The organism is Comamonas sp. GW821-FHT11H03, assembly GCF_058807955.1.
Genome location: NZ_JBXARF010000007.1, coordinates 273,546 through 298,447 on the forward strand (window position 1 = coordinate 273,546; position 24,902 = coordinate 298,447).

A 24,902-nucleotide genomic window follows, 5' to 3' on the forward strand; every position below is an offset into this window, starting at 1 on the left:
GCGCCCATTTGCCCCGATGCAGGCATCGGAAACTGCGTATTTAGCAAGCTCTCGCTTACCCTAGAATCAATTCGGTCATGGGTTGTCTGAAGAGTCGCTATTTGTGCTCTGCAAGACAACAATTTGGAATCACTGGATCCTGGGAGCTTTTTGATGCAAAGACGTCAATTCATCTACACCGCCGCTGCTGCCGCAGCCGCTTCTTCTTTCTCCGGCATGACCATGGCGCAGGACACATCGCGTCCTCTGCGCATCGTCGTGCCCTTCCCCGCTGGCGGCCCTACCGACATGGTGCCCCGCAATATGCAGGACGTGCTGATCAAGCTGCTGGGCGGCCAGGCCGTGGTGATTGAAAACAAGGCCGGTGCCGGCGGCTCCATCGGCATGGCCGAAGTGGCTCGCGCCACCGATGGCGTGACTTTCGGCATTGCCACCCTGTCCACCCATGGCGTGAACCCCGCCGTGTTCAAGAAGCTGCCTTACGACGCGATCAACGACTTCGTGGGCGTGACCGAAATCGTCAAGGCCCCCGGCGTGCTGGTGATCAACCCCAAGCTGATTCCCGTGAAGACCTTTGCCGAGTTTGTGGCCTACCTCAAGGCCAACCCCGGCAAGGTGTCCTATGCCACCCCCGGCAACGGCACCATCGGCCATATGTGGGGCGCCCAGTTCCTCAAGAGCACGGGCACCGAAATGCACCACATTCCCTACCGTGGCTCGGCTCCGGCCATCAACGACGTGCTGGGCAACCAGGTTCCCGTGTACTTCGATCAGGTGAACTCGTCCCTGCCCCATATCAAGTCGGGCAAGGTGCGCGCCCTGGCCGTGTCCTGGCATGAACGCCTGGACGTGCTGCCCGATGTGCAGACCTATGCGCAGGCCGGTCACCCCGATCTGAACGAGCCTTCCTGGTTCGGCCTGGTGGCCCCCAAGAACACGCCCGCAGCACAAGTGGAACGTGTGCAAAAAGCCATCATTGCCGCACTCAAGGATCCCGCCGTCAAGCAGCGCATGGCTGCTCAAGGCCTGTACCCCTCGGGCACATCGAGCGCCGACTTCACCAAGCAGATCGCCAGCGAAGTGGCCAAGATGAAGAAGCTGGCCGCTGTCGCCAATATTCATCTGGACTAAAAATAGGAGCTGGTTACGCTTGTCGTAACTGGTTTTCCAATACAAAAGGCCTGCAAATGCAGGCCTTTCTTGCGATAGCAGCTACGAAAATTACTTAGGACAGACCTGCAAAGCCTTGGGCAACAGATTCTTGCCAGCAAGCGCCGCCACTTCGTTGCGCAAGGTCGGCGTGGCCTTGGGCAGACGCAGCGCATAGGTTGTCACATCGGGGCGCTCCTGCACCACGCGCGCGGTGCGCACGCCCTGGCGCGCGAAAGTGGCCAGCTGGCGCTGGGCGGCTTCTTCCGTCGAAAAACGCCCCAGCGACAGACCGGGCTCGAAGCTGCCGCCGGCGCGGTCGAAGTCGATATTCATCAGGCGCAGCTCGCCGCGCTTGCGGTCCATGAATTCGGCGTCTGGGAACTTGCCCATATAGACCATCCAGCGTCCGCCCTGATGGCTGGCCACCAGCTCCCAATCGCTCTTGGACTTGCCCGCCAGCGCACGGCGAATGCTGTCGGCCTGCACCTCTTCGATGCCGTTGGCCTGATAGCAGGCCTCGGGCTCCTTAATGGCGGTCTTGACATCCTTTGTGTCCTTGGCGTCCTTGGCATCCTTGATTTCCCTGGCCGCGACGGTTGCAGCGCCGGACTTGTCATCCGACTTGCTTTCGGGAACGGCGGGCGGCGCACTGTCGTCCACCGCAGGCGCTTCGGGCTCCGCAGTCTTTGCAGGTTCATCGTCCGGAGCTTGCACCGCTTCGGGCTGCTGCAGCACCAGGCCATCGGGCCTGATCTGCTCCTGAAGGCGCTGCGGCTCGGACTGCAACTCCGGCGCCAGCCCCATGCCGGCCAGATAGCCGTGGCTCCACATGTAGTAACCCGCGTTGCCCAGTACCAGGAGCAGAAAAACGATTCTCAGCATAGGTTTCTCACATCAGTTATCCATGGGCTGCAGCCGCTCGCGGGCAGCCGAGCAAGGGCCCGGGCGGCCCCGCCGCCCCGCAGCGAGGGCTGCGTCCTTCTGCCCTAGCGCGCAGCGCGTAGAGAGAGGAGGAAGGCGCAAAGCGCCTCAGGAGGTGCTTCATTTCAAGCCTGCAGCGGGCTGCCAGCCGGGCGCACGCTGATTTCGGAACTGGTCACGGCTTGCAGCCCGGTCGCGGTACGCACCAGAAAGCCGCCATCAGCAGCCACACCCTGAGCCATGCCGCTGGTGCCGTCGCTCAGATTCACTTCGCGTCCAGCCAGCAGATCGCGCTGGGCGAAACGCTGCATCAGCGGAGCAAAGCCATGCCGGGCAAAGCTCTGCACCTCGGCCACCAGGTTTGGCAATATGCAGGCCAGGGCCGTGGGCGCATCCAGTGCCGCATCAAGCTCCTGCAGGCAGGCCGGGGCCGTGCGCATGCCGTCACCGGGACGCGGACGCACATTGATGCCGATACCGATCACCACATAGCGCGGCGCCGTCATATCGTGTTGCTGGCCGCCGACAAAGCTGGCGGTCTCGATCAGAATGCCGGCCAGCTTGCGGTCGCCCTCCAGCCACAGATCGTTGGGCCATTTGATGCCGATCTTGGGCGCAGCCCCCGCTGCGGGAAGCTGGGGCTGCAGGCTCTCGGCCACACTCACGCCCACCGCCAATGACAGCCCCGACCAGTCGCGCGGTGCCAGCGGCAGGCCCAGCGAGAACATCAGCGAATCACCGACGCCGCTAACCCAGTTGCGGCCCAGACGGCCTCGGCCCTGGGTTTGCTGCTCGGCAATCAACAGCACCGGCTCCGTCAGCCCGTCTCGCGCGCGGCGCATGAGTTCGGTGTTGCTGGAGTCGATGCTAGGCAGCACCTCGACCGTAAAGCCCGGCAGCTGCGGCGCAATGGCTTCCCACAAGGCTTCGGCATTCCAGTGAATCGGCTGAGTCATTTCTCTTTATCCAAAATTTCTATGCAGCGGGCACGCCTTGAATAAGCATGTTCCAACTCAGAGACGCCGAGCAAGAGCCGCCTCGCGGCGATGGCGTCGTCCCCTTCCCGCGAAGCGAGAGAGGGGGAAGCGGCGGGGCCGCCTAGGCAAAGCCGCTCAGGGGGTGGCAGCCGGCATCGGCGGTTTCCAGCCCCTTTTCGGCGCCAGCATGGTGCCGCGGCAGTTCGCAGCGCCGCAGTAGCAGGCATATTCAGCCTTGAGCTTGGCCGTATAGCGCTCCTCCACCATCAGGCCATAGTCATAGTTCAGCTCCTCGCCCGCTGCAATATTGCGCAGCGCCACGATATAGACGCGACCGTCGATCTCGTCGGTGTAGCAGTTGGGCGCGCAGCTGTGGTTGATCCAGCGCGAGGAGTTGCCCTTGTGCGTGGCATCTATCACCCGCTCATCGTCGACCTGAAAGTAAAAAGTGTGATTGGGCTGGCTGGGATCATGCGGATGACGGTCCTGCGCCTGCTGCCAGTCAATCACTTCGCCCACGTACTCAATAATGGTTTCGCCTTGCGCAATATCCTGCGCGGCGAAAACGCCTTTGCCATGAACGCCGGAGCGCCGGGTCTGGATGCGGCGGCCCGTTGAAGAGGCCAGTGATGTGCGGGGCATGTTTTCTCTGATACTTTGAATATGCACACATGTGCGCATGCGCGCGCATGAGAAGCGAATTGTATGAGCCTGAGTTTTGATTCGGGTTCAGGTGGTTAATGACGACGAGAACACACAATGACTAAAACCCTGGTGATTGCAGAGAAGCCTTCTGTCGCACAGGACATCGTCCGTGCGCTGACCCCGGTGGCAGGCAAGTTCGAAAAACACGATGACTATTTCGAATCCGACAGCTATGTGGTGACCAGTGCGGTCGGCCACCTGGTGGAGATTCAGGCGCCCGAAGAATTCGACGTCAAACGCGGCAAATGGAGTTTTGCCAATCTGCCGGTCATTCCCCCGCGCTTTGATCTCAAGCCCGTGGACAAGACCAAGACCCGCCTGAACGCCGTGGTCAAGCAGGCCAAGCGCAAGGATGTGACCGAACTCATCAATGCCTGTGACGCGGGCCGCGAGGGTGAACTGATCTTCCGCCTGATCGAGCAATACGCAGGCGGCGCCAAAGGGGGCCTGGGCAAACCCGTCAAGCGCCTGTGGCTGCAGTCCATGACGCCTCAGGCGATTCGTGACGGCTTCAACAACCTGCGCAGCGACCAGCAGATGCAAGGCCTGGCCAGCGCCGCGCGCAGCCGCTCCGAAGCCGACTGGCTGGTGGGCATCAACGGCACGCGCGCCATGACGGCCTTCAACTCGCGCGACGGCGGCTTCTTTTTGACCACCGTGGGTCGCGTGCAGACACCGACGCTGTCCCTGGTGGTGGAGCGCGAAGAAAAAATCCGTAAATTCGTCAGCCGCGATTACTGGGAAGTGCACGGCAGCTTCAACGCGCAGGCCGGCAGCTATCTGGGCAAGTGGTTCAACCCGCAGTGGAAGAAGAGCGAAGACGCCGAGAGCCGCGCCGACCGCCTGTGGAACAAGGCCGAAGCCGATGCGATTGCCGCCGCCGTGCAGGGCAAGCCCGCCCAGGTGACCGAAGAGAGCAAGCCCACCACGCAGGCTTCGCCCCTGCTGTTCGACCTGACCAGCCTGCAGCGCGAAGCCAACGGCAAGTTCGGCTTCTCGGCCAAGACGACTCTCGCACTGGCACAGAGCCTGTACGAGCGCCACAAGGCCCTGACCTATCCGCGTACCGATTCGCGCGCACTGCCCGAAGACTATCTGCCGGTCGCCAAGCAGACCTTCGACATGCTGGCCACCAGCGGCATGCGCCATCTGGCGCCCTTTGCCCAGCAGGCCATCAACGACAACTACATCCGCCCCACCAAGCGGGTGTTTGACAACAGCAAGGTGTCGGATCACTTTGCCATCATCCCCACCACGCAGGCCCCCTCCGGCCTGTCCGAGGCCGAGCAGAAACTCTACGACCTGGTGGTGCGCCGCTTCATGGCCGTGTTCTTCCCCAGCGCCGAATACCAGGTCACCACGCGCATCAGCAAGGTGGAGCAGCATTCCTTCAAGACCGAGGGCAAGGTGCTGGTCAAGCCGGGCTGGCTGGCCATCTACGGCAAGGAAGCAGCCAACGAGGTGGAAGATGCCAAGGAAGGCGACAAGGGTCAACCGCTGGTGGCCGTGCAGCCGGGCGAGCGCCCCCAGACCGACCACGCCGACGTGAAGGCCTTGAAGACCAAGCCACCCGCGCGCTACTCCGAAGCCACGCTGCTGGGCGCCATGGAAAGCGCCGGCAAGCAGATCGACGATGAAGAGCTGCGCAGCGCCATGCAGGAAAAGGGCCTGGGCACGCCAGCCACGCGCGCGGCCATCATCGAAGGCCTGATTACGGAAAAGTACATGCTGCGCGAAGGCCGCGAGATGATTCCCACGGCCAAGGCCTTCCAGCTGATGACGCTGCTGCGCGGCCTGCAGGTGGAAGAGCTGTGCCGCGCCGATCTGACCGGCGAGTGGGAATACAAGCTGTCGCAGATGGAAAAGGGCGAGCTGTCGCGCGAAGCCTTCATGCAGCAGATTCAGGCCATGACCGAGAAGCTGGTCAAGAAGGCCAAGGAATACGACCGCGACACCATCCCCGGTGACTACGCCACGCTCTCCACGCCCTGCCCCAACTGCGGCGGTGTGGTCAAGGAAAACTACCGCCGCTACGCCTGCACGGGCGCCAATGGTGCCAGCGAAGGCTGCGGCTTCTCGTTCACCAAGTCCCCTGCGGGCCGCACTTTTGAGACGTCCGAGGCCGAGCAGCTGCTGCGCGATCGCCGTATCGGCCCGCTGGAAGGCTTCCGCTCCAAGGCCGGCTGGCCGTTTGTGGCCGAAGTCGCCATCGTGCACGACGAAGAAGCCAAGAACTACAAGCTGGAATTCGACTTCGGCGACGACAAGGACTCCGAGGACACGGGCGAGATCGTGGACTTTGCCCATCAGCAAAGCCTGGGCCCCTGCCCCAAGTGCGGCTCGCCCGTCTTCGAGCATGGCGCCAACTATGTCTGCTCCAAGGCCGTGCCCACGCTGGCCCAGACCACGCCCAGCTGCGACTTCAAGAGCGGCCAGATCATTCTGCAGCAGCCCATCGAGCGCGAGCAGATGAGCAAGCTGCTGCAGACCGGCAAGACCGATCTGCTGGAGAAGTTCGTCTCCAACCGCACGCGCCGCAACTTCAAGGCCTTCCTCGTCTGGGATGGTGCTGCAGGCAAGGTGAACTTCGAGTTCGAGCAGCGCGAAGGCAAATACCCGGCACGCAAGACGGCTGGCGCAGCGGCGGCCAAGACCACAACGGCTGCCGCCAAGAAGACAGGCACGGCAGCCAAGAAGACGGCGACCAAGACGGCGGCCAAGGCAGCGACCAAGACCGCTGCGGTGAAGAAGCCTCGCACCGTGAGCGCCACGCTCAAGCCCAGCGCCGACCTGGCCGCCGTGATCGGCAGCGAGCCCACCTCGCGCCCCGACGTGATCAAGAAGCTCTGGGACTACATCAAGGCCAACGGACTGCAGGACGCCAAGGACAAGCGCGCCATCAACGCCGACGCCAAGCTCAAGCCGGTGTTCGGCAAGGAGCAGATCAGCATGTTCGAGCTGGCCGGCATTGTGGGCAAGCATGTGAGCTGATCGCCAGCCCTGCCGCAATGACCAACCAAGACCGCCACGGCTTGCCGCTGGCGGTCTTTTCATTTCAGGCAGCGCAGCGCAAGGCGCTCAGATAGCCAGATATGGCCGTGTTGGCGCGCTGGCGCAGCAAGTCCAGATCCGGCGGTGCATCGGCGGCCAGATAGCTGTGATTGAACAGGCCGTACAAAATGCACTGGCTCACCCGTGCAGCATCGCGCACCGGGTAGTCCAGGGGCAGATCGACGGCCTGCTCTATGGCTGCGGCCCAGGCATCCACAAAGCGCTCGAACATCTTGCGGTAGGCCTCCGAAGTGGAGTAGTGGCGCTCCAGCAGATAGTGGGCACCCCATTCATCTGCCCGCTCACGGTGCGCCTGCAGCTGTGACTCGATCACCGCCTCGGCAATCTGCATCAGCGGCTGGCCCGCATGGCTGCTGGTCACGCCGCGAATGCCCAGCAGCAGTGACTTGGAGCGCAGATGCAGGCAAACCTTGGCCAGGTCTTCCTTGCCCGAGAAGTACTCGTAGAAGCTGCCCAGCCCGGTGCCCGCCACCAGGACGATCTCGCGCACGGTGATTTGCGCGTAACTGCGCTCCAGCAAAAGCCGAACAAAGGCGTCCTGCAAGGCCTGAAACGTCTGCCGCGCACGGGACTGCAAAGGGCGGCGACGCCCTGCTGTCGCGGTCGAACGAGTGCGTGGTTTCATGCTGGCCAAATCCGAACACCTTTTTTGCACGGTTTCCTAGAATTTTTGACAGGTACTTCGATGCCATTGTGCATTGCGGCCTGGTGAATAAAAAATTCTTATGAGAAGACGGAGACAAGCATGCACCCTCGTATTTCCACGCCCTTGGCAGCAGTGGCTCTGGCCTGCGCATCACTCGTTCACGCGCAGCCGGCCACGGTGGTGAAGATTGCCTCGCTGGATGCCATGAGCGGCCCCATGGCGGGATTGGGCCTGAATGTGCTCAAGAGCTTCCAGTACAGCGCCAGGCTTGCCAACGAACAAAGCTGGGCCGGTGCCGTGAAGTTCGAGGTCGTGCCCTTCGACAACCGCCTCTCCGCACAGGAGGCGCTGAGCCAGCTCAACTCCATCATCGGACAGAACATCCGCTATGTGGTGCAGGGTGCCAGCTCCTCGGCCGTGGGCCTGGCGCTGCAGGAGGCCATCGAAAAGCACAACAGCCGCAACCCCGGCAAGGAAATCATCTACCTGAACTATGCGGCCCAGGCACCGCAGATGACCAATGCCAAGTGCAGCTACTGGCATTTCCGCACCGATGCAAATTCGGACATGAAGGTGGCCGCGCTGACCTCTTACCTGGCCGGGCAAAAGCAGGTGAAGCAGGTCTTTCTGCTCAACCCCAACTATGCCTACGGCCAGGAAGTCTCGCGTGCCGCGCGCAGCATGCTGGCGGCCAAGCGCCCCGACCTGAAGATCGTGGGCGATGACTTTCACCCGCTGGGCCAGGTCAAGGATTACTCACCCTATATCGCCAAGATCAAGCAATCCGGAGCCGATGCCGTCATCACTGCGGACTTCGGTGCCGATCTGGCGCTGATCGTGCGGGCTGCGCGCGAAGCGGGTCTGAACACGGACTTCTACACCCTCAACGGCAACAACTTCGGCGTGCCCAGCGCCATGGGTGCAGCAGGACAGGGCCGGGTCAAGCTGATCTCCGCCTTCAGCCCCAACTCTGAGCCGCTGATGAGCAGCCCGCTGCTGCCGGGCTTCAAGCGCCAGTTCAACGAGGACTTCATCAACGGCCTGGGCCACAACGCCATGCTGATGCTGGCCCAGGCCATGCGCGAGGCCAAGTCCGTGGAACCTGCCGCCGTGGCGGCCAGGATGTCGGGCATGCGCTTTGACGGCCTCAACGGCCCCGTGGAAATGCGCAAGAGCGACCACCAGGCCCAGCAACCCATCCATGTGCTGAGCTGGGAAAAAGTGGACGGCAAGACGGTGGTGCATGACCAGGAAGGAACAGGCCTGGGATGGAAACCCGTCAGCACGGTTTCCGCACAGGCATCCAGCCTGGACACCAGCTGCAATATGAAGCGGCCCTCCTGAACCGCCTGTCTGGCGTGCCCCAGAAATCACAAGCCCTGCGCCCTGCTGCGGGCAGGGCCACATAGCAAGGAAGAGACATCATGACTGGCATCCACCCCCACAACCAGGTCCCGGAGCTCAAGGACTACAACGTCTACACCAGCGACCCGGTGCTGCAGCGTGCCGTGACACGCGGCGGCGCACAGTGGCGCGACCCCGAGCTGCAACGCCAGGGTGCGGAATATGGCGCCGAAGCCACGCTGCGCGCTGCGCAAGACGCCAACCACTTCGAGCCCGAGCTGCACACGCACTCGCCCACAGGCGACCGTATCGACCAGGTGCGCTTTCACCCCGCATGGCACCAGATGATGACGATTGCACGGCGCAACGGTATCTCCAACCTGCCCTTCACCGACCAGCGGCAGACGGCCTGGCCAGCCTATGGCGCATCGCTGTTCATGCACAGCCAGATCGAGTCCGGCTCGACCTGCCCGACCACCATGACCAAGGCCAGCATTGCGCTGGTGCGCATCAACCCCCAGCTCAATGCGGCGCTGGGGCCGCTGCTGGAATCCACCGACTACGACGCGCGCGACATTCCCGTCGAGGGCAAGCGCTCCATCACCGTGGGCATGGGCATGACGGAGCGCCAAGGCGGCAGCGATGTGCGCAGCAACACCACGCGCGCCGTGGCCCTGAACCCATCGGGCAGCAGCGGCTCCTGGGGCGAGGAATACCTGATCACCGGCCACAAGTGGTTCTTCTCGGCTCCCATGTGCGACGGGCATCTGGTGCTGGCCAAGACCGAGGAGCGAGGCCCCACCTGCTTTTTCGTGCCACGCTGGCGGCCCGACGGCAGCAAGAACGCCATTCATATCCAGCGCCTCAAGGACAAGGTGGGCAACCGCTCCAACAGCAGCAGCGAAGTGGAGTTCGACAACGCCTGGGGCGTGCTCATAGGCCAGGAAGGTCGGGGCATTTCCACCATCATCGAAATGGCCACCTACACCCGCCTGGACTGTGCGCTGTCCAGTGCAGGCTTTATGCGCCAGGCCCTGGTGCAGGCCCTGCACTACACGCGCAACCGCCATGCCTTCGGCCTGCCCCTTGTGGAGCAGCCGGTGATGACCGGCCTGCTGGCCGATATGGCATTGGAGTCCGAAGCCGCCACCTGGCTGGCCATGGATCTGGCCGCACGCTTTGGCTCCGAAGACCCTCTGGATCAGGCCTGGCGCCGCATTGTCACGCCTGCCGCCAAGTTCTGGAACTGCAAGCGTGCCGTGGGCTACACCGGCGAAGCCATGGAAGTCTTCGGCGGCAACGGCTATGTGGAGACCGGCCCCATGGGGCGCTTGTTCCGCGAAGCACCCGTCAACTCCATCTGGGAGGGTTCGGGCAACGTCATGTGCCTGGATGTGCTGCGCGCCATTGCCCGCAACCCGGACGACGCCCATCTGCTGCTGGACCATCTGCGCGAAGTCGGCTCGGAGGAAGCCGTGCTGCGTGCGCAGGTGGACAAGCTGCGCCAGGCCGTCACCCTGCCCCCGCAGGAGCTGGAGCGCGAGGCTCGCCGCTTCACCCAGCGCCTGGCCGTCACGGTGCAAGCCACACTGATGCTGCAGCATGCGGGCAGCGACAGTGCCTCGGCCTTCATCGGCAGCCGCTTCGACCCGGACTGGGGCCCGGTGGCAGGTGTTGCCTGCGCCAGCAGCGACCCAGCCGCCCTGCTGCGCAATGCCTGGACTGGCTGAGGAGGACGCCAGCAATGATGAATTTCATTTCCCTGCTCGACCAGCAGGCACGTACGCGCCCCGAAAAGCTGGCGCTGCGCGCCGACGGTCAGGACTGGAGCTATGCCGCGCTGGCGCAGGCCGGCCGCCGCGCCGCCTCCGTGCTTTGTGAGAAAGGCGTGCGCCAGGGCGACAAGGTAGGCCTGCTGTGCTTCAACACCCCGGGCTTCGTGTTTGCGCTGCTTGGTGCCTGGCGGCTGGGCGCGGTCGTCGTGCCCATCAACCACAAGCTGCAGGCCCCGGAAGTCAGCTACATACTGCGCCACTCGGGTGCTCGACTGTGCCTTGTGGACGGTGCACGCGCTTCGCTGATCACCGCTATCGAGGCCGAACCACAGCCATTGGCCGACATGCAGTGGCTGAGTACCGCTTCTGCCACCGAAGGCCTGGACTGCTTCGATGAGCTGCTGGCGCAGGCTGCGCCCTGCGGCGACGAGCATGGCCGACCTGCGCCACATGCGCTGGCCGAGATTCTCTACACCTCCGGCACCACGGGCCAGCCCAAGGGCTGCCTGCACAGCCATGCCAATGTCTTCCATGCAGCGCTCTGCGCAGCGGCAGCCACCTCGCTGTCGCCCACGGAGCGCACGCTGATCGCCATGCCCATCTGGCACTCGTCTCCGCTGAACAACTGGTTCTTGGGCACCTTGCTCATGGGCGGCACCGCCGTGCTGATGCGTGAATATGCGCCATGGGAGTTTCTGGAAACGCTGGCACAGGAACGCATCAGCTTCACCTTTGGCGCACCGATTGCCTTTCTGGCTCCGCTGTCCGTGGTGCCCGATGTGGCCAGCTACGACTTCAGCGCCATGCGATTGTGGGCCTACGGCGGTGGCCCGCTGGGCTCGGACATGGCACGCAAGCTGGCTCAGGCCTATCGCAGCGACCGCTTCATGCAGGTCTATGGCATGACCGAATCAGGCCCTCTGGGCACCGTGCTCTACCCCGAAGAGGCCGTGGCCAAGGCAGGCTCCATAGGCCGCTGCGCCATACCCGGTGTTGAACTGGAAGTGCGCCGCCAGGACGGCGGCCTCTGCGGCCCCGGCGAAGTGGGCGAGATCTGCCTGCGCTCTGCGGCCATGATGCAAGGCTATCTGGACAGCCCCGAGGCCACGGCCGCCGTGCTGGACGAGCAGGGCTGGTATCTCAGCGGCGACCTGGCGCGCGTGGACGAGGACGGCTATCTCTACATCGTGGACAGACTCAAGGACATGATCGTCACCGGCGGCGAGAACGTCTACTCCAAGGAAGTGGAAGACGTGCTCTGCACCCACCACGATGTGCAGGACGTGGCCGTCATCGGCCGCCCTCATCCCGAATGGGGCGAGACCGTGGTGGCAGTGCTGACCCTGAAGCCCGGCAAGACGCCGGACCATGACGATCTGCGCCAGTTCATGGAGACCAGGCTGGCTCGCTACAAGATTCCGCGCATCTTCGAAGTCCGTGACACACTGCCACGCACCGCGACCGGCAAGCTGCTCAAGCACATGCTGCGCGGCAGCGCGAGCAGCCATTGAGTGCGAAGGCACTGTCGCAAAACCGCTTCGGACAGGTTCGGCGGCGCATGTCCTGGGCATGCGGCGCTTTGCGTTCGGGCCGGCGATCCTGCTTCCGCACCCGGGTAACACGGATGACATGGACGGGTCTTTGCAATCCGCTATAAGCAGTGATATGCAACTGAACCACGACCTGCTGACGGAGCGCCCGGCGCGCCAAGTCTCCCTCTCGGGAGCCTCCAATTTCCGTGATCTGGGCGGATATCAGGGCCTGGACGGCCGCCGCCTGCAATGGGGCAAGCTGTACCGCTCCGCCCATCTGGCGCATCTGACACAGCAAGACCTGGAGCAGCTGCAAGCGCTGGGCATACACCGCAGCGCGGACTTTCGCGGCGAAGGCGAAAGCGCGCATCTGTCCTATGACTGGCCCAGGATCGAGCGCCATGCACTGGTCGTTGAGCCCACGGTAGTGCAGCGCGCCCAGTCCATGATGGAGCAGGGCCGCCACCTCAGCAGCCGCGATACCGAAGAGCTGATGCATGACACCTACCGCAGCTTTGTGAACGTGTACGGCGATCGTTTTGCACAGTTCCTTGCGCTGCTGCAACTCAGCGATGCGCCGCTGGTCTTTCACTGCACGGCCGGCAAGGACCGCACGGGTTGGGCCGCTGCCCTGCTGCTGACGGCCCTGGGTGTGGACGAGGAGCAGATCATGGAGGACTATCTGCTGACCAATCAATACTTCAGACGCCCCGCCCAGATGTACGGCCAGCTGTCCGAAGAGGCTCTGGATGCGCTGTGGCGCGTGCAGCCGTCCTACCTGATGGCCTCGGTCGATGTGGTGCGCGCCCAGCATGGCAGCGTGGACCGCTATCTGACCCAGGTGCTGGGTATCGATGGTGCTGCGCGCGAGCGACTGGCCGGGCTGTATCTGGAGACCTGATCAAATTTGATAGCTGTCAATGCTTATCCTGAATTGGTTTCATACCGATCTCAGGCATAACAAGCTGTTACGACAGGGGATCTTCGGCCCGCTACCATGGGCCACAAGCCGCAATGGATGCGGACAAGGAAATGCAGATGCGCAAATGGCTCACCCTGGCCGCAGCAGCCGCCACGCTGGCGCTGACGGCCTGCTCCGGCACCATGCCGGCCTCCTCCAGCTCCAGCGGCTCCGGCAGCGTGGAAATCTTTGGCACGGTGGACGCAGGCGTCAGCCGCACCTGGTAGGCCCCCCGCCTCAGGCACAAAAAAGCCCGCCGTGCTCCATGCACGGCGGGCTTTTGTTTTTGCCTCGTAATTAACGGCTGACGTTGGCGTCGGCCACGGTCAGCGCCGTCATGTTCACGATACGGCGCACCGTGGTGCTGGGAGTCAGCACATGCACGGGCTTGGCCGCACCCAGCAGCACCGGGCCCACTGCAATGCCGCCGCCGGCAGCCTGCTTGAGCAGGTTGTAGCTGATGTTGGCGGCGTCGATATTGGGCGACACCAGCAGGTTGGCATCACCCAGCAGCGTGCTGTTGGGCATGAGCTTGGCGCGGGCCTTGCCGTCCAGGGCCACATCGCCATGCATTTCGCCATCCACTTCCAGCCAGGGAGCCTGCTCGCGCAGCAGCTCCAGGGTCTGGCGCATCTTGATGGCGCTGGGCTGGTTGCTGGAGCCAAAGTTAGAGTGGCTCAGCAGCGCAGCCTTGGGCTTGATGCCGAAGCGCATCATTTCCTCGGCAGCCATGATGGTGATCTCGGCCAGTTGCTCGGCCGTGGGGTCGTAGTTGACGTGGGTGTCGACCAGGAACACCTGGCGCTCGGGCAGCAGCAGGCCGTTCATGCAGGCATAGGTGGTCACGCCGCTGCGCTTGCCGATGACCTGATCGATGTAGTTCAGGTGCACATTGGTGTTGTTCCAGGTGCCGCAGATCAGGCCGTCGACCTCGCCCTTGTGCAGCAGCATGGAGCCGATCAGCGTCAGGCGGCGGCGCATTTCGATCTTGGCGATGGGAGCGGTGATGCCCTTGCGCTCCGTCATGCGGTGATAGCTCTGCCAGAAGTCGCGGTAGCGCTCGTCATGCTCGACGTTGACCACGTCGTAGTCGGCACCCTCCTTCATGCGCAGACCGAACTTCTCGATGCGCTGGGCAATGATGGTGGGACGGCCGATCAGTGTCGGGCGGGCAATGCGTTCGTCGACCACGATCTGGGCCGCGCGCAGGATACGCTCTTCCTCGCCCTCGGCATAGGCCACGCGCTTCTTGGTGGCCTTCTTGGCGGCATGCACGATGGGCTTCATCATGGTGCCGGAGGCGTAGACAAAGGTCTTCAGGTGCTCGCGGTAGGCATCCATGTCCTGGATGGGGCGCTTGGCCACACCGGCTTCGGCCGCAGCCTGGGCCACGGCCGGTGCCACGACCAGCATCAGGCGCGGATCGAAGGGCTTGGGAATCAGGTACTCGGGGCCGAAGCTCAGCACCTCGCCCACATAGGCGGCTGCCACTTCTTCGGACTGCTCGGCCTGGGCCAGCGCGGCAATCGCGTGCACGCAGGCGATCTCCATGGAAGTGGTGATGGTGGTCGCACCGCAGTCCAGCGCACCACGGAAGATGTAGGGGAAGCACAGGACGTTGTTGACCTGGTTGGGGTAGTCCGTGCGGCCCGTGGCGATGATGGCGTCGTCGCGCACCGCCTTCACATCTTCAGGAATGATTTCCGGGTTGGGGTTGGCCAGCGCGAAGATGATGGGCCTGGCCGCCATCTTCTTGACCATGTCCTGCTTGAGCACGTTGCCGGCGGACAGGCCCAGGAAGGCGTCGGCGCCCTTGATCACCTCACCCAGCGTGCGCAGCTCGGTCTTCTGGGCAAACAGCGCCTTGTCCGGGTCCATCAGCTCGGTACGGCCCTCATAGACCACGCCGGCGATGTCGGTCACGAACACGTTCTCGCGCTTCAGGCCCACTTCCAGCAGCAGGTTCAGGCAGGCCAGGGCCGCAGCACCGGCGCCCGAGGCCACCAGCTTGACCTCTTCGATCTTCTTGCCGGCGACCTTAAGCGCATTGACCATGGCCGCAGCCACGGTGATGGCCGTGCCGTGCTGGTCGTCGTGGAAGACGGGAATGTTCATGCGCTTGCGCAGCTCGCGCTCCACGAAGAAGCACTCGGGCGCCTTGATGTCTTCGAGGTTGATAGCACCGAAGGTGGGCTCCAGCGCAGCAATCACGTCGACCAGCTTTTGCGGGTCCTTCTCGTCGATCTCGATATCGAAGACATCAACGCCGGCGAACTTCTTGAACAGCACGCCCTTGCCCTCCATCACGGGCTTGGAAGCCAGCGCACCGATGTCGCCCAGGCCCAGCACTGCCGTGCCGTTGGAGATCACGCCCACCAGATTGCCGCGGCTGGTGTATTTGAAGGCCGCAGCGGGGTCCTTGACGATTTCCTCGCAGGGCGCAGCCACGCCGGGCGAGTAGGCCAAGGCCAGATCATGCTGATTGGCCATGGGCTTGGTTGCCGTGATGGCCACCTTGCCGGGCTTGGGGAACTCGTGATACTCCAGTGCCGCCTGACGCAGCAACGCACGTTTATCAATCGAGGTAATGGGCTTGGTGTCGGACATCAGCGGTCTCCAGCTCGCAAAGTAAGTCATCCGCAGTAAGGACTCTCTATGGGCACACAACCCGGCCCCTGCGCTCCTGCGGACGATGAAATCGGATTTTGGATTGTAGGCCGAGTGCTATCAAAAAAAGAGGGGTGGCAGCTCGGCGTTTAAGGTCAAACAGCCATGACTGTTCAATAACAATGCAAACAAAATCATAACATTATGCCAACAATGCATAACACATGAAGATTTTGCACTTCAGGGCGTGCAGGCGTCGTCGCGATAGAGCCCGGCATAAGGCACGCCATCAAGATGCAGCTTCCGGCTGTCCTGCAAATGCGGCATCGCCGTGCGCACGTCGTATCCCTGGGCTGCAATCAATATCTCGGGCGCCAAAGTCGTGCTGTGTTCCAGAGGACTTTCAGAGATCGCCACCTCCTCACTCCCTTGCAGACTCCTCATTGCCTCGTTCGCCCAATATGCCAGTGGCACTTCCAGCACTGACTGATCATTGCCTTGGCGAGGGCTGTCCACACAGGGAGGAACTCCAAGGCCATGATCAGACACGTAAAGCAGCGCGCTGGGCGCGTCGGACGCCTCATCCACCATGCGAATCCAGTCGGCCAGCAGGTCCGAGGTATAGCGAATCGAGTTGTCATATGCATCTGCGCCCTCGTAGCGGGAACGAGGGTAGCGCTGGGAGATCGCGGGATGACTGCCATAGGTATGAAGAACCACCAGCTTATGTGACGCGTCATCCGCCAGCGACTTCTCCAGCCAAGTCGTCATCACTTCGTCATGTGCTCCGTTGCCCACCTTGGCATAGACATCCGCAGAGCGACGCAATATCTGCGAGTACATATCCTCGCTCTTGTCATTGAATCTGGAGTTGGAAAAGACAAAGGTCTTGTAGCCAGCATGCCGAGCCAAATCCAGGAACGAAGGCGAGGCATTTCTCTGGCTGTCGAAAGCAGACTGCCCGGTCAAAATATAGGGCAGCGCCTTTGCAGTATTGAAGCCATGAGCCATGACCTTATAGGCTCGCAAACCGGGAACCTGCCTCAGTGACTGATTGGTATCGTCTTCCTGGTAACCCAATAGTGACCACCGATGGCTGGTGGCGCTCTCTCCAATAATCACCACCAAGGTGTTCGCCTGAGATGCACTTGGCCTGGCAGGCAGTGTCGGCTGATAGAAAACCTCTTTTTCCAGATCTCCATAACGCACTGCGGCCTTGGCCATTTGCATGGGATAGATATGACGCAGTTTATGCACATAGTCATTGACGGTGAACTGCTGAGTCACGCCAAAGGCAAAAAAGCTGGTCCAGAGCAATCCTATGCCCAGCAGTATTCTTTTCTCCCATTTCTGAAAGGGAGCTGCTCCATCCGTGCAGTTCTTAAAGAGGAAGTAGCCACATCCGAAACTTGCCACCAGCCAGCACAGCACGACAAGAATCATCTGACGATTGATCGAGCTCAGGAACTCGGCGGCCTCATGAGCCTCAGTGCGCCACAGCGTGGCAAGGGAAAACTCATCGATCATGTTTCCCAGAAACTGGGCATGAAAAATATTCGCAGCGCCGATAAAAATCAGAAGTGGAATACAGATCGCCAAAGACTTTCGGGACAGCGCCAAAGGATAGAAAAACAGCGCAGCCAACAACGTGTAGCCCACCTCTTTTCCATATGAGCGAATGAGAAACGGAGGTGAAAAAAGCAATATCCAGGCTAGTAGAGAGCCCAGTCTCATTGCGAGGGAAGAGATATTCATTTTTCGTGACATATTTGTGACGATTGTATGAAACACTTCTGCAGTTAAATATCTGCCCAAGCAGCGCTCACCGTTGATTTCCAAGGACTTAACCCGCAAGGCTATGATTCGCGGCTTCTCTTCTCGACCGAAAGTCCGCCCATGCTTGCCCGCCACAACGACCCGATTGCCGCCATCGCCACCGCCCCGGGGCGTGGTGCCGTGGGCATTGTTCGGGTCTCCGGCAAAGGCATTGCTGCGCTGGTCCGGACGCTTTGCGGCAAGGCGCTGAAACCGCGCGAAGCGACTTATCTGCCCTTCAGGGACGCGCACGGCTCGCCCATTGACCATGGCCTGGCCATCTACTTTCCCGGCCCGCACAGCTACACGGGCGAGGATGTGCTGGAGCTGCAGGCCCACGGCGGCCCCGTGGTGCTACAGCTGCTGCTGGCGCGCTGCCTGGAAGCCGCACAGAGCGCCAATGAAGATGGCAAGCCGGTGCTGACTGGGCTGCGCCTGGCCCAGCCCGGCGAGTTCACCGAGCGCGCCTTTCTCAACGACAAGATCGACCTGGCCCAGGCCGAGGCGATTGCCGACCTCATCGATGCCAGCACCGAAGCGGCCGCGCGCAGTGCCAGCCGCTCGCTGTCCGGCGCGTTCTCGCAGGAAATCCATGTGCTGCGCGATGCCCTGGTGCATCTGCGCATGCTGGTGGAAGCCACGCTGGACTTCCCCGAAGAGGAAATCGACTTTCTGCAGAAGGCCGATGCCTTTGGCCAACTCAAGCGCCTGCGCGCCCAGGTCGCTGCCGTGCTGGCACGCGCCCACCAGGGTGCGCTGCTGCGCGAAGGCATCAAGGTGGTGATTGCCGGCCAGCCCAATGCGGGCAAAAGCTCACTGCTCAACGCGCTGGCAGGGGCCGAGCTGGCCATCGTCACCCCGATTGCCGGAACCACGCGCGACAAGGTGCAGCAGACGATTCAGATCGAGGGCGTGCCCCTGCATGTGATCGACACCGCAGGCCTGCGTGAAAGCGATGACGAGGTGGAGCGCATCGGCATTGCACGCGCCTGGGACGAGATTGCAGCAGCCGATGCCGTGCTCTTCCTGCACGACCTGACCCGCGCGGAACAGGCCGACTATGCGGCAGCCGATGCCGATATCGCCCACACCCTGCAGGACAGGCTGCCCGCGCAGGTGCCGGTCATCCATGTCTGGAACAAGACCGATATGGCGGCTGCCGATGTGCAGGCCCGTCACACCGCCCAGCTGAATGCCGAGCAGATCGCCCTGTCTGCCCGTACCGGTGACGGCCTGGATGCGCTGCGCAAGCGGCTGCTGGAAGTGGCGGGCTGGCAATCCGCCCCCGAAGGCCTGTACCTGGCCCGCGCCCGCCATGTGGAGGCCCTGCAGGCCGTGGATGCCCATCTGGAGATGGCCGACGAGCAGTTGGCGGCGCAATCCGCCCATCTGGACCTGCTGGCCGAAGAGCTGCGCCTGGCCCAGCTGTCGCTGAACTCGATTACCGGCGAATTCAGCTCCGACGACCTGCTGGGTGTGATCTTCTCCAGCTTCTGCATCGGGAAATAACTCTGGTGTTCCGTCAGCAGAAATAGTGGACCGGCACCCACTCAAAAAGGACTTTTATGGCACGGATGTGGATGGTACGAGGCGAAGGCGGCAGTCTGTACGATGCTTTCCGAGAGCAAGGCGTGGTCGCCGTCGGCTGGAGTCAGTTGGCGCCACATGCCAAGCCTGGAGTTGACCGAAAGCAGTTAATTGCACTCTTTCAATCCATGGAGCCGCAGTCCAAGCAAGGCAGCGTGATATCGGGCGCTTCACAGGTCTGGCGTTTCGTCAATGAAATCCAAGACGGCGACTGGATCATTACCTACTCACCAGCCAACCGCCTCTACTCGATCGGGAAAGTTATGGGACCATCCGAGCACCGCCCAGAGTCAGCCGAGCAGGGCTTGTCTTTGGTGCGTAAGGTTCAGTGGCAAATGCAAGAGCTCGCACGCGACAGTCTTAGCGTCAGTACAAAAAACAGCCTGGGCTCAACTCTGACTCTGTTTGAGGTCCCATCCAGCGCAGCAAACGAAATACAAGCCGCACTAAAGGGTAAGCCAGCCCCAATACAGTACGAAGTGGAAGAAGAAACAATTGACCCACTGAGTGGCATTGAGGAACGTGCGCGAGAGCAGATCAAGGACCTCATCGTCAATCTGAGCTGGAAAGAGATGCAAGAGGTCGTCGCGGGCATCCTGAGAGCCATGGGCTACAAGACACAGGTGTCGCCAGACGGAGCAGACCGGGGCAAAGACATTGTTGCATCGACCGATGGTTTTGGCTTTGAACACCCTCGCATCGTCGTTGAGGTCAAACACCGCAAGGAGCAGATGGGTAGCCAGGATATCCGCAGCTTCCTCGGTGGCCGGCACAAGGACGACCGGGGTCTGTATGTAAGCACAGGCGGCTTTACCAAGGATGCACTGTACGAAGCAGATCGTGCCTCCATCCCATTGGCGATGTGGACACTAGAGCATGTAGTCCGTGCATTAATCGAGCACTACGATGCCACCGATGCCGAGACCAAGCGACTTATTCCACTAAAGCGACTGTATTGGCCTGCATAGATCTTTGATCAGACGGCGCATCAACATCGTTGGGAACCAACGAAATCTGCCCTTATTCGTCCCATAAAAAAACGCCACCTTTTCAGGTGGCGTTCTTGTTGGCGCTGGCGCCGTGCTTACTTGCCTTCGGCAGCCTTGCCGAACTTGGGCAGGTTGAACTGAGGCGGCACGCCCATGCGCTTGTTGATGATCCACTGCTGAGCGATCGACAGAATGTTGTTCGTCAGCCAGTACAGCACCAGTCCGGCGGGGAAGAAGAAGAACATCACGCTGAACATCAGCGGCATGATCCACATCATCTTGGCCTGCATGGGGTCAGGAGGAGCGGGGTTCAGCGCCGTCTGCAGCAGCGAGGACAGCGTCATCAGCAGCGGCAGGATGAAGAACGGGTCAGGCATCGACAGATCGTGAATCCAGCCAATCCAGGGAGCATTGCGAATTTCCACGCTGGACTGCAGCACCCAGTACAAAGCCATGAAGACCGGCATCTGGATGATGATAGGCAGACAGCCACCCATGGGGTTGACCTTCTCCTCGCGGTAGATGCGCATCATCTCCTGCTGCATCTGCTGAGGCTTGTCCTTCAGGCGCTCGCGCATTTCCTGAATCTTGGGGTTGATGGCCTTCATCTTGGCCATCGAGGAGTAAGCCTTGGCGTTGAACCAGTAGAAAGCAATCTTCAGCAGCACTACCAGAGCCACGATGGACCAGCCCCAGTTGCCGATGAACTTGTGCAGTTCGGCCAACAGCCAGTACAGCGGCTTGGCCAGAATCGTCAGCCAGCCATAGTCCTTGACCAGCTCCAGACCGGGCGAGAGCTTTTCCAGCATGGGCTCGATCTGAGGACCGGAGAACAGGCGCGAGCTCACGGTCTTGGTCTGGCCGGGCTCCACCGTGCCCACGGGCGTGATCATGCCCACGGCATAGAGGTTGTCGCCCACCTTGCGCACGAAGTTGTCGCGCTGGACGCCGTCGGCCAGCAGCCAGGCGCTGGCGAAGTAATGCTGCACCATGGCCACAAAGCCATTGGGAGAAGCCTTGTCGACAGCGGCCTTGCCGCTTTCGATGTCCTTGAACTCGACCTTGTGGTACTTCTTGGCTTCGGTATAGACAGCAGGACCGGTAAAGGTGGAATAGAAGCTGGACTCATGCTCGGGCTTGTTGCCGTCGCGCACCAATTGCATGTACAGCTGGGGGTTCACGGCGGTCGAGCCGGTGTTGACCACATCGTGCTGCACATCGACGGCATAGGAGCCGCGCTTGAGCGTGAAGGTCTTGACCAGCTTCACACCACCCTGGTCGGCGGACTCGAATCGCACTTGCACGCTGTCCTGACCATCCTTGAGCTCGCGCTCGCCAGGCATCACGGTCATGGGAGTCTTGTGCGTGGGGAAGTTGCCGCCGATCAGGCCGGTCTGACCGAGATAAACACGCTTGGCGTTTTCCTCGAACACCTGCATGAGCTTCTTGTTATCCGTGGTGTCGGAGTACTTGAGCAGCTCGGAAGCTTTTAGCGTGCCGCCTTCGCTGTCGAAGGTCAGACGCATGACATCGCTGCCCACGATCACGTCCTGACGGGGCGTCACGGCTGCTGCGAGCCGAGCTGCGGTATTGGCAGCACCGGGCACGTCGCCGGCAGAAGCGGCAGCGGAGGGCTGGGGCACACTGACGTCAGCAGGCTTGACATCAGCCGCAGCAGGCGCGCTGACCGTCTGCGGCGATGGGAAGAAGGTGGGCTTTTTGCCGTTATGGATTTGCCACTTGTCCCAGAGCAAAACCATGGAAAAGCCAAATATCACCCACAGTATGGTGCGGCGAATATCGTTCATGAAGACTTCTTAGGTGAGGAAGGTTGGGTGGTCGCGGAAGAGTCCGAGGCATTGTCCAGAAAGGAAAACAGCCTGGGCTTTTGCTGTGGCACGGGATCATGCCCTCCGTCACACCACGGATGACAACGCGCCAGCCGGCGCACCGTCAGATAAGAGCCTACCGCAGCGCCGTGTTGCTCCAGCGCTTGAAGGGAATAGGCCGAGCAGGTCGGCTCGAAGCGACAGGCCGAGCCCAGCCAGGGACTGAGCAGCAGCCTGTAGCCACGCACTATAGCCATGAGCAGTCGCTGCATCATGGCTGGTTCTCCGGCTGACTAGCTATTGAATCAGTAGCTTCTTGCGCTTTGCCATCAATGGCTTGAGGTGAAATTTTCTTCAAATCCACCTCCGCCTCAGCGGCCTGACGGGCCTGCGTCAGGCGGCGCGCCCCGGTCGCAAAAAGCTGTTGCAGTTCCTTGCGGACTGCTGCCTTGAGCTGATCAGAAGTTGCACTGACGAATTGCTTACGGTCAAACCCCGAGCGCAGGCGCACCACATAGGAAGCGCACAGCAGGGCGTCCTCGTAATCCGAGGACACCGCATAGATCTGGCGCTTGATGGTGTGGCGCGTGACCGAGCGGCGAGCCCAGCGCTTGGGCACCATGGCACCCAGCCAGGCCTGCTTGCGCACGGCACCGATGCCAAACAGGGCCTGCGGATCGTTCGATCCGGGCCCTGTCTTGGGGTTGGCAACCATGTCGGGAACCTCGGCCACCAGCTCCATGCGATGCAGGGCGAAGTGCGGGGTACGGGCAATGGTGCCCGCGGACATGGTGGCCTGGAATTGCGGACGCGTTTTCAGCCTTTGCATAGGAGAGCCTCCGTTCAGAGGCCTTCAGCGTAGCGAATGAGCAGACCGCTAGCCAACGCCGGCCTTAGACGGCCAGACGCTTGCGGCCCTTGGCGCGACGTGCGTTGATCACGGCACGGCCACCCTTGGTCTTCATGCGGACCAGGAAACCGTGGGTACGGGCGCGGCGGATCTTGGAAGGTTGGTAAGTACGTTTCATGTTGGTTCCTTGAGAAGGTTCAGTATTTGCGTCGGCAAGGCGCCATGTTCGCGCCCGACCATTCCGGTTTTGCGCCGCACACTGTCACCGCCAAACCCGATATTTTTTCACATGCCGTGCATGTCATCGGATCAGAAGGCAACAAACGGAACAAAGCACCCGCCACAGCTCCTAAAACAACTGGGCGCGCGCGCACAAAAAGGCGCCCGGCTCATATCACCCTGAACACATTCAGGGAAACCGGGGATTATCACAGCGTTGTGCCTTTGATGCAATGACCCTTGAATTTGCTAAGGACTCACGGGGTATCCCGTCAAGCACCTTCGGAGCCCAGAGATTCTTTACAAACAGCAGGCTGCCAATCTATTAGGATGTGCAGCCTATAACGCACCGGAGTCGGGGACAGCCTTCTGATATTTTGTGGATAACTTCCGTAAAAGCTACAATACCAACCCCGCAACTGTTCCTCCTATCCACAATTAGACTTTTGACAATGACAGAGGAACCAACCAATGATGCAGGCCAGGCCCTGTGGCAGGTCTGCGTTGAGCAACTGGGTCAGGAGCTGCCAGAGCAGCAATTCAACACCTGGATCAAGCCGCTGACGGCACTCGTTGCAGAAGATTTTTCCAAGGTCACCGTCTATGTGGCCAACCGCTTCAAGCTGGACTGGATCCGTGCCCAGTATGCGGGCCGCATCTCGGCCATGCTGGAGTCGCTCTACGGCCAGCCCGTCACTCTTGAGTTAGCACTTGCTCAGCGTGAAAGTGTTGTTCGTACTTATGTACGACCTCCGTCATCGACACAACAGGCTGCACCGCAGTCGCACAATGTCGCCGTGCCTACGGTCACCAGCGAAGAGGCCAGCGCTCCGGTTTTCCGCACCCGATTGAACCCGGCTCTCACCTTCGAGACGCTGGTCGAAGGTACGGCCAACCGCATGGCGCGCTCGGCCGCCATGCATGTGGCAGGCTCGCCCGGCCACCTCTACAACCCGCTGTTCATCTACGGCGGTGTCGGCCTCGGTAAGACCCACCTGGTGCATGCTGTGGGTAACCAGCTGCTCAAGGACAAGCCCGACGCCAAGATTCTCTACATCCACGCCGAGCAGTTCGTCTCGGATGTGGTCAAGGCCTACCAGCGCCGCACCTTCGACGAGTTCAAGGAGCGCTACCACTCGCTCGATCTGCTGCTGATTGACGATGTGCAGTTCTTTGCCAACAAGGACCGTACGCAGGAAGAGTTCTTCAATGCCTTCGAGGCCCTGCTGGCCAAGAAGAGCCATATCGTGATGACGTCCGACACCTATCCCAAGGGTCTGGCCAATATTCACGAGCGCCTGGTCTCGCGCTTCGACTCGGGCCTGACGGTGGCCATCGAGCCGCCCGAGCTGGAAATGCGCGTGGCGATCCTGATCAACAAGGCCCGCGCCGAGAACGCTGACATGCCCGAGGAAGTCGCCTTCTTCGTGGCCAAGAACGTGCGCTCCAACGTGCGTGAGCTCGAAGGCGCGCTGCGCAAGATCCTGGCCTATTCGCGCTTCAACCAGAAGGAAGTGTCGATTCAGCTGGCCCGCGAGGCGCTGCGCGATCTGCTCAGTATTCAGAACCGCCAGATTTCTGTGGAAAACATCCAGAAAACGGTAGCTGACTACTACAAGATCAAGGTGGCCGACATGTACAGCAAGAAGCGCCCGGCCAGCATTGCCCGGCCGCGCCAGATTGCCATGTACCTGGCCAAGGAGCTGACGCAAAAAAGCCTGCCCGAGATCGGCGAGCTGTTCGGCGGCCGCGACCACACCACGGTGCTGCACGCCGTACGCAAGATTGCGGGCGAGCGCCAGACCAACACCGAGTTGAACCAGCAGCTGCATGTGCTGGAACAAACGCTCAAGGGTTGATGAAAACTCCCCCATGAATGTCACTCACACAGGGCAAAATGGGGAATTCACGCGGTATGAGG

21 protein-coding genes are annotated in these 24,902 nt (G+C 61.5%); 11 read left to right on the forward strand and 10 right to left on the reverse strand.

Features of this window, described 5'->3' with window-relative positions; all coding sequences use genetic code 11:
• Nucleotides 1–153: 153 nt before the first annotated feature.
• The gene (locus tag AC1RTQ_RS17150) at nucleotides 154–1,131 is read left to right on the forward strand and encodes a tripartite tricarboxylate transporter substrate binding protein BugE (RefSeq protein ID WP_034374884.1); all 978 of its coding nucleotides are present in this window, start codon (nucleotides 154–156) and stop codon (nucleotides 1,129–1,131) included.
• A 90-nt stretch (nucleotides 1,132–1,221) separates the two neighbouring features.
• On the opposite strand, the gene AC1RTQ_RS17155 is transcribed toward AC1RTQ_RS17150, so the two are convergent.
• The 3 genes from AC1RTQ_RS17155 to AC1RTQ_RS17165 form a co-directional block, all read right to left on the reverse strand.
• The gene (locus AC1RTQ_RS17155) at nucleotides 1,222–2,034 is read right to left on the reverse strand and encodes an SPOR domain-containing protein (RefSeq protein ID WP_492877470.1); all 813 of its coding nucleotides are present in this window, start codon (nucleotides 2,032–2,034) and stop codon (nucleotides 1,222–1,224) included.
• A 164-nt stretch (nucleotides 2,035–2,198) separates the two neighbouring features.
• Nucleotides 2,199–3,029, reverse strand: a complete 831-nt coding sequence (locus tag AC1RTQ_RS17160; protein ID WP_304349478.1) for a biotin--[acetyl-CoA-carboxylase] ligase — start codon at nucleotides 3,027–3,029, stop codon at nucleotides 2,199–2,201.
• 156 nt (nucleotides 3,030–3,185) lie between these two features.
• Entirely contained in the window at nucleotides 3,186–3,692 is a 507-nt protein-coding gene (locus AC1RTQ_RS17165; protein ID WP_492877473.1) for an SET domain-containing protein, read from the reverse strand.
• 117 nt (nucleotides 3,693–3,809) lie between these two features.
• Here AC1RTQ_RS17165 and AC1RTQ_RS17170 point away from each other — a divergent pair, with 117 nt between their 5' ends.
• On the forward strand, nucleotides 3,810–6,746 hold the full coding sequence (locus tag AC1RTQ_RS17170) for a DNA topoisomerase III (RefSeq protein WP_492877475.1): 2,937 nt from the start codon (nucleotides 3,810–3,812) through the stop codon (nucleotides 6,744–6,746).
• A 64-nt stretch (nucleotides 6,747–6,810) separates the two neighbouring features.
• Here AC1RTQ_RS17170 and AC1RTQ_RS17175 read toward each other — a convergent pair whose 3' ends face one another.
• A complete protein-coding gene (locus tag AC1RTQ_RS17175) occupies nucleotides 6,811–7,404 on the reverse strand; it encodes a TetR/AcrR family transcriptional regulator (protein WP_367882854.1) in 594 nt (197 codons plus the stop codon).
• Between the two features lie 168 nt (nucleotides 7,405–7,572).
• On the opposite strand from AC1RTQ_RS17175, the gene AC1RTQ_RS17180 reads away from it, so the two are divergent.
• The 5 genes from AC1RTQ_RS17180 (at nucleotide 7,573) to AC1RTQ_RS17200 (ending at nucleotide 13,312) form a co-directional block, all read left to right on the forward strand.
• The gene (locus AC1RTQ_RS17180; RefSeq protein WP_492877477.1) at nucleotides 7,573–8,817 is read left to right on the forward strand and encodes a branched-chain amino acid ABC transporter substrate-binding protein; all 1,245 of its coding nucleotides are present in this window, start codon (nucleotides 7,573–7,575) and stop codon (nucleotides 8,815–8,817) included.
• 80 nt (nucleotides 8,818–8,897) lie between these two features.
• Nucleotides 8,898–10,547, forward strand: a complete 1,650-nt coding sequence (locus tag AC1RTQ_RS17185) for an acyl-CoA dehydrogenase family protein (RefSeq protein WP_492877479.1) — start codon at nucleotides 8,898–8,900, stop codon at nucleotides 10,545–10,547.
• 14 nt (nucleotides 10,548–10,561) lie between these two features.
• A complete protein-coding gene (locus tag AC1RTQ_RS17190; protein ID WP_492877481.1) occupies nucleotides 10,562–12,103 on the forward strand; it encodes a class I adenylate-forming enzyme family protein in 1,542 nt (513 codons plus the stop codon).
• A 154-nt stretch (nucleotides 12,104–12,257) separates the two neighbouring features.
• Nucleotides 12,258–13,025, forward strand: a complete 768-nt coding sequence (locus AC1RTQ_RS17195; protein ID WP_492877483.1) for a tyrosine-protein phosphatase — start codon at nucleotides 12,258–12,260, stop codon at nucleotides 13,023–13,025.
• Between the two features lie 137 nt (nucleotides 13,026–13,162).
• Nucleotides 13,163–13,312, forward strand: a complete 150-nt coding sequence (locus tag AC1RTQ_RS17200; RefSeq protein WP_302092649.1) for a hypothetical protein — start codon at nucleotides 13,163–13,165, stop codon at nucleotides 13,310–13,312.
• A gap of 70 nt (nucleotides 13,313–13,382) precedes the next feature.
• On the opposite strand, the gene AC1RTQ_RS17205 is transcribed toward AC1RTQ_RS17200, so the two are convergent.
• Both AC1RTQ_RS17205 and AC1RTQ_RS17210 read right to left on the reverse strand, forming a co-directional pair.
• Entirely contained in the window at nucleotides 13,383–15,692 is a 2,310-nt protein-coding gene (locus AC1RTQ_RS17205) for an NADP-dependent malic enzyme (protein ID WP_492877485.1), read from the reverse strand.
• Between the two features lie 240 nt (nucleotides 15,693–15,932).
• Entirely contained in the window at nucleotides 15,933–17,447 is a 1,515-nt protein-coding gene (locus AC1RTQ_RS17210) for a sulfatase-like hydrolase/transferase (protein WP_492877487.1), read from the reverse strand.
• Nucleotides 17,448–17,588: 141 nt separating this feature from the next.
• Here AC1RTQ_RS17210 and mnmE point away from each other — a divergent pair, with 141 nt between their 5' ends.
• Together mnmE and AC1RTQ_RS17220 are read left to right on the forward strand one after the other, a co-directional pair.
• Entirely contained in the window at nucleotides 17,589–19,016 is a 1,428-nt protein-coding gene (gene mnmE, locus AC1RTQ_RS17215; RefSeq protein ID WP_492877489.1) for a tRNA uridine-5-carboxymethylaminomethyl(34) synthesis GTPase MnmE, read from the forward strand.
• A gap of 56 nt (nucleotides 19,017–19,072) precedes the next feature.
• The gene (locus AC1RTQ_RS17220; RefSeq protein WP_492877491.1) at nucleotides 19,073–20,062 is read left to right on the forward strand and encodes a restriction endonuclease; all 990 of its coding nucleotides are present in this window, start codon (nucleotides 19,073–19,075) and stop codon (nucleotides 20,060–20,062) included.
• Between the two features lie 116 nt (nucleotides 20,063–20,178).
• On the opposite strand, the gene yidC is transcribed toward AC1RTQ_RS17220, so the two are convergent.
• The 4 genes from yidC to rpmH all read right to left on the reverse strand — a co-directional run bounded on the left by yidC (nucleotide 20,179) and on the right by rpmH (nucleotide 22,940).
• Entirely contained in the window at nucleotides 20,179–21,891 is a 1,713-nt protein-coding gene (gene yidC, locus AC1RTQ_RS17225; RefSeq protein WP_492877493.1) for a membrane protein insertase YidC, read from the reverse strand.
• Nucleotides 21,888–22,187, reverse strand: coding sequence for a membrane protein insertion efficiency factor YidD (yidD, locus tag AC1RTQ_RS17230; protein ID WP_302092662.1), 300 nt, complete (start codon nucleotides 22,185–22,187; stop codon nucleotides 21,888–21,890). Before yidD ends, yidC begins: the two co-directional genes overlap by 4 nt.
• Nucleotides 22,184–22,741 (reverse strand): ribonuclease P protein component, encoded by a 558-nt coding sequence (locus AC1RTQ_RS17235; RefSeq protein ID WP_492877495.1) that lies wholly within the window; start codon nucleotides 22,739–22,741, stop codon nucleotides 22,184–22,186. The genes yidD and AC1RTQ_RS17235 overlap by 4 nt, the downstream gene beginning before the upstream one ends.
• 64 nt (nucleotides 22,742–22,805) lie before the next feature.
• Nucleotides 22,806–22,940 (reverse strand): 50S ribosomal protein L34, encoded by a 135-nt coding sequence (gene rpmH, locus AC1RTQ_RS17240; protein WP_003060014.1) that lies wholly within the window; start codon nucleotides 22,938–22,940, stop codon nucleotides 22,806–22,808.
• Between the two features lie 44 nt (nucleotides 22,941–22,984).
• Here rpmH and AC1RTQ_RS17245 point away from each other — a divergent pair, with 44 nt between their 5' ends.
• On the forward strand, nucleotides 22,985–23,218 hold the full coding sequence (locus tag AC1RTQ_RS17245; RefSeq protein WP_492877497.1) for a hypothetical protein: 234 nt from the start codon (nucleotides 22,985–22,987) through the stop codon (nucleotides 23,216–23,218).
• A 215-nt stretch (nucleotides 23,219–23,433) separates the two neighbouring features.
• Nucleotides 23,434–24,840, forward strand: a complete 1,407-nt coding sequence (gene dnaA, locus AC1RTQ_RS17250; protein ID WP_492877499.1) for a chromosomal replication initiator protein DnaA — start codon at nucleotides 23,434–23,436, stop codon at nucleotides 24,838–24,840.
• The last annotated feature ends 62 nt before the right edge of the window (nucleotides 24,841–24,902 follow it).

Bases quoted from the DNA above. Each gene is read 5' to 3' on its own strand.
- AC1RTQ_RS17150 (WP_034374884.1), top strand. From the start codon at position 154: ATGCAAAGACGTCAATTCATCTACACCGCCGCTGCTGCCGCAGCCGCT.
- AC1RTQ_RS17155 (WP_492877470.1), bottom strand. From the start codon at position 2,034: ATGCTGAGAATCGTTTTTCTGCTCCTGGTACTGGGCAACGCGGGTTAC.
- AC1RTQ_RS17160 (WP_304349478.1), bottom strand. From the start codon at position 3,029: ATGACTCAGCCGATTCACTGGAATGCCGAAGCCTTGTGGGAAGCCATT.
- AC1RTQ_RS17165 (WP_492877473.1), bottom strand. From the start codon at position 3,692: ATGCCCCGCACATCACTGGCCTCTTCAACGGGCCGCCGCATCCAGACC.
- AC1RTQ_RS17170 (WP_492877475.1), top strand. From the start codon at position 3,810: ATGACTAAAACCCTGGTGATTGCAGAGAAGCCTTCTGTCGCACAGGAC.
- AC1RTQ_RS17180 (WP_492877477.1), top strand. From the start codon at position 7,573: ATGCACCCTCGTATTTCCACGCCCTTGGCAGCAGTGGCTCTGGCCTGC.
- AC1RTQ_RS17185 (WP_492877479.1), top strand. From the start codon at position 8,898: ATGACTGGCATCCACCCCCACAACCAGGTCCCGGAGCTCAAGGACTAC.
- AC1RTQ_RS17190 (WP_492877481.1), top strand. From the start codon at position 10,562: ATGATGAATTTCATTTCCCTGCTCGACCAGCAGGCACGTACGCGCCCC.
- AC1RTQ_RS17195 (WP_492877483.1), top strand. From the start codon at position 12,258: ATGCAACTGAACCACGACCTGCTGACGGAGCGCCCGGCGCGCCAAGTC.
- AC1RTQ_RS17200 (WP_302092649.1), top strand. From the start codon at position 13,163: ATGCGCAAATGGCTCACCCTGGCCGCAGCAGCCGCCACGCTGGCGCTG.
- AC1RTQ_RS17205 (WP_492877485.1), bottom strand. From the start codon at position 15,692: ATGTCCGACACCAAGCCCATTACCTCGATTGATAAACGTGCGTTGCTG.
- AC1RTQ_RS17210 (WP_492877487.1), bottom strand. From the start codon at position 17,447: ATGAATATCTCTTCCCTCGCAATGAGACTGGGCTCTCTACTAGCCTGG.
- mnmE (WP_492877489.1), top strand. From the start codon at position 17,589: ATGCTTGCCCGCCACAACGACCCGATTGCCGCCATCGCCACCGCCCCG.
- AC1RTQ_RS17220 (WP_492877491.1), top strand. From the start codon at position 19,073: ATGGCACGGATGTGGATGGTACGAGGCGAAGGCGGCAGTCTGTACGAT.
- yidC (WP_492877493.1), bottom strand. From the start codon at position 21,891: ATGAACGATATTCGCCGCACCATACTGTGGGTGATATTTGGCTTTTCC.
- yidD (WP_302092662.1), bottom strand. From the start codon at position 22,187: ATGATGCAGCGACTGCTCATGGCTATAGTGCGTGGCTACAGGCTGCTG.
- AC1RTQ_RS17235 (WP_492877495.1), bottom strand. From the start codon at position 22,741: ATGCAAAGGCTGAAAACGCGTCCGCAATTCCAGGCCACCATGTCCGCG.
- rpmH (WP_003060014.1), bottom strand. From the start codon at position 22,940: ATGAAACGTACTTACCAACCTTCCAAGATCCGCCGCGCCCGTACCCAC.
- AC1RTQ_RS17245 (WP_492877497.1), top strand. From the start codon at position 22,985: ATGTTCGCGCCCGACCATTCCGGTTTTGCGCCGCACACTGTCACCGCC.
- dnaA (WP_492877499.1), top strand. From the start codon at position 23,434: ATGACAGAGGAACCAACCAATGATGCAGGCCAGGCCCTGTGGCAGGTC.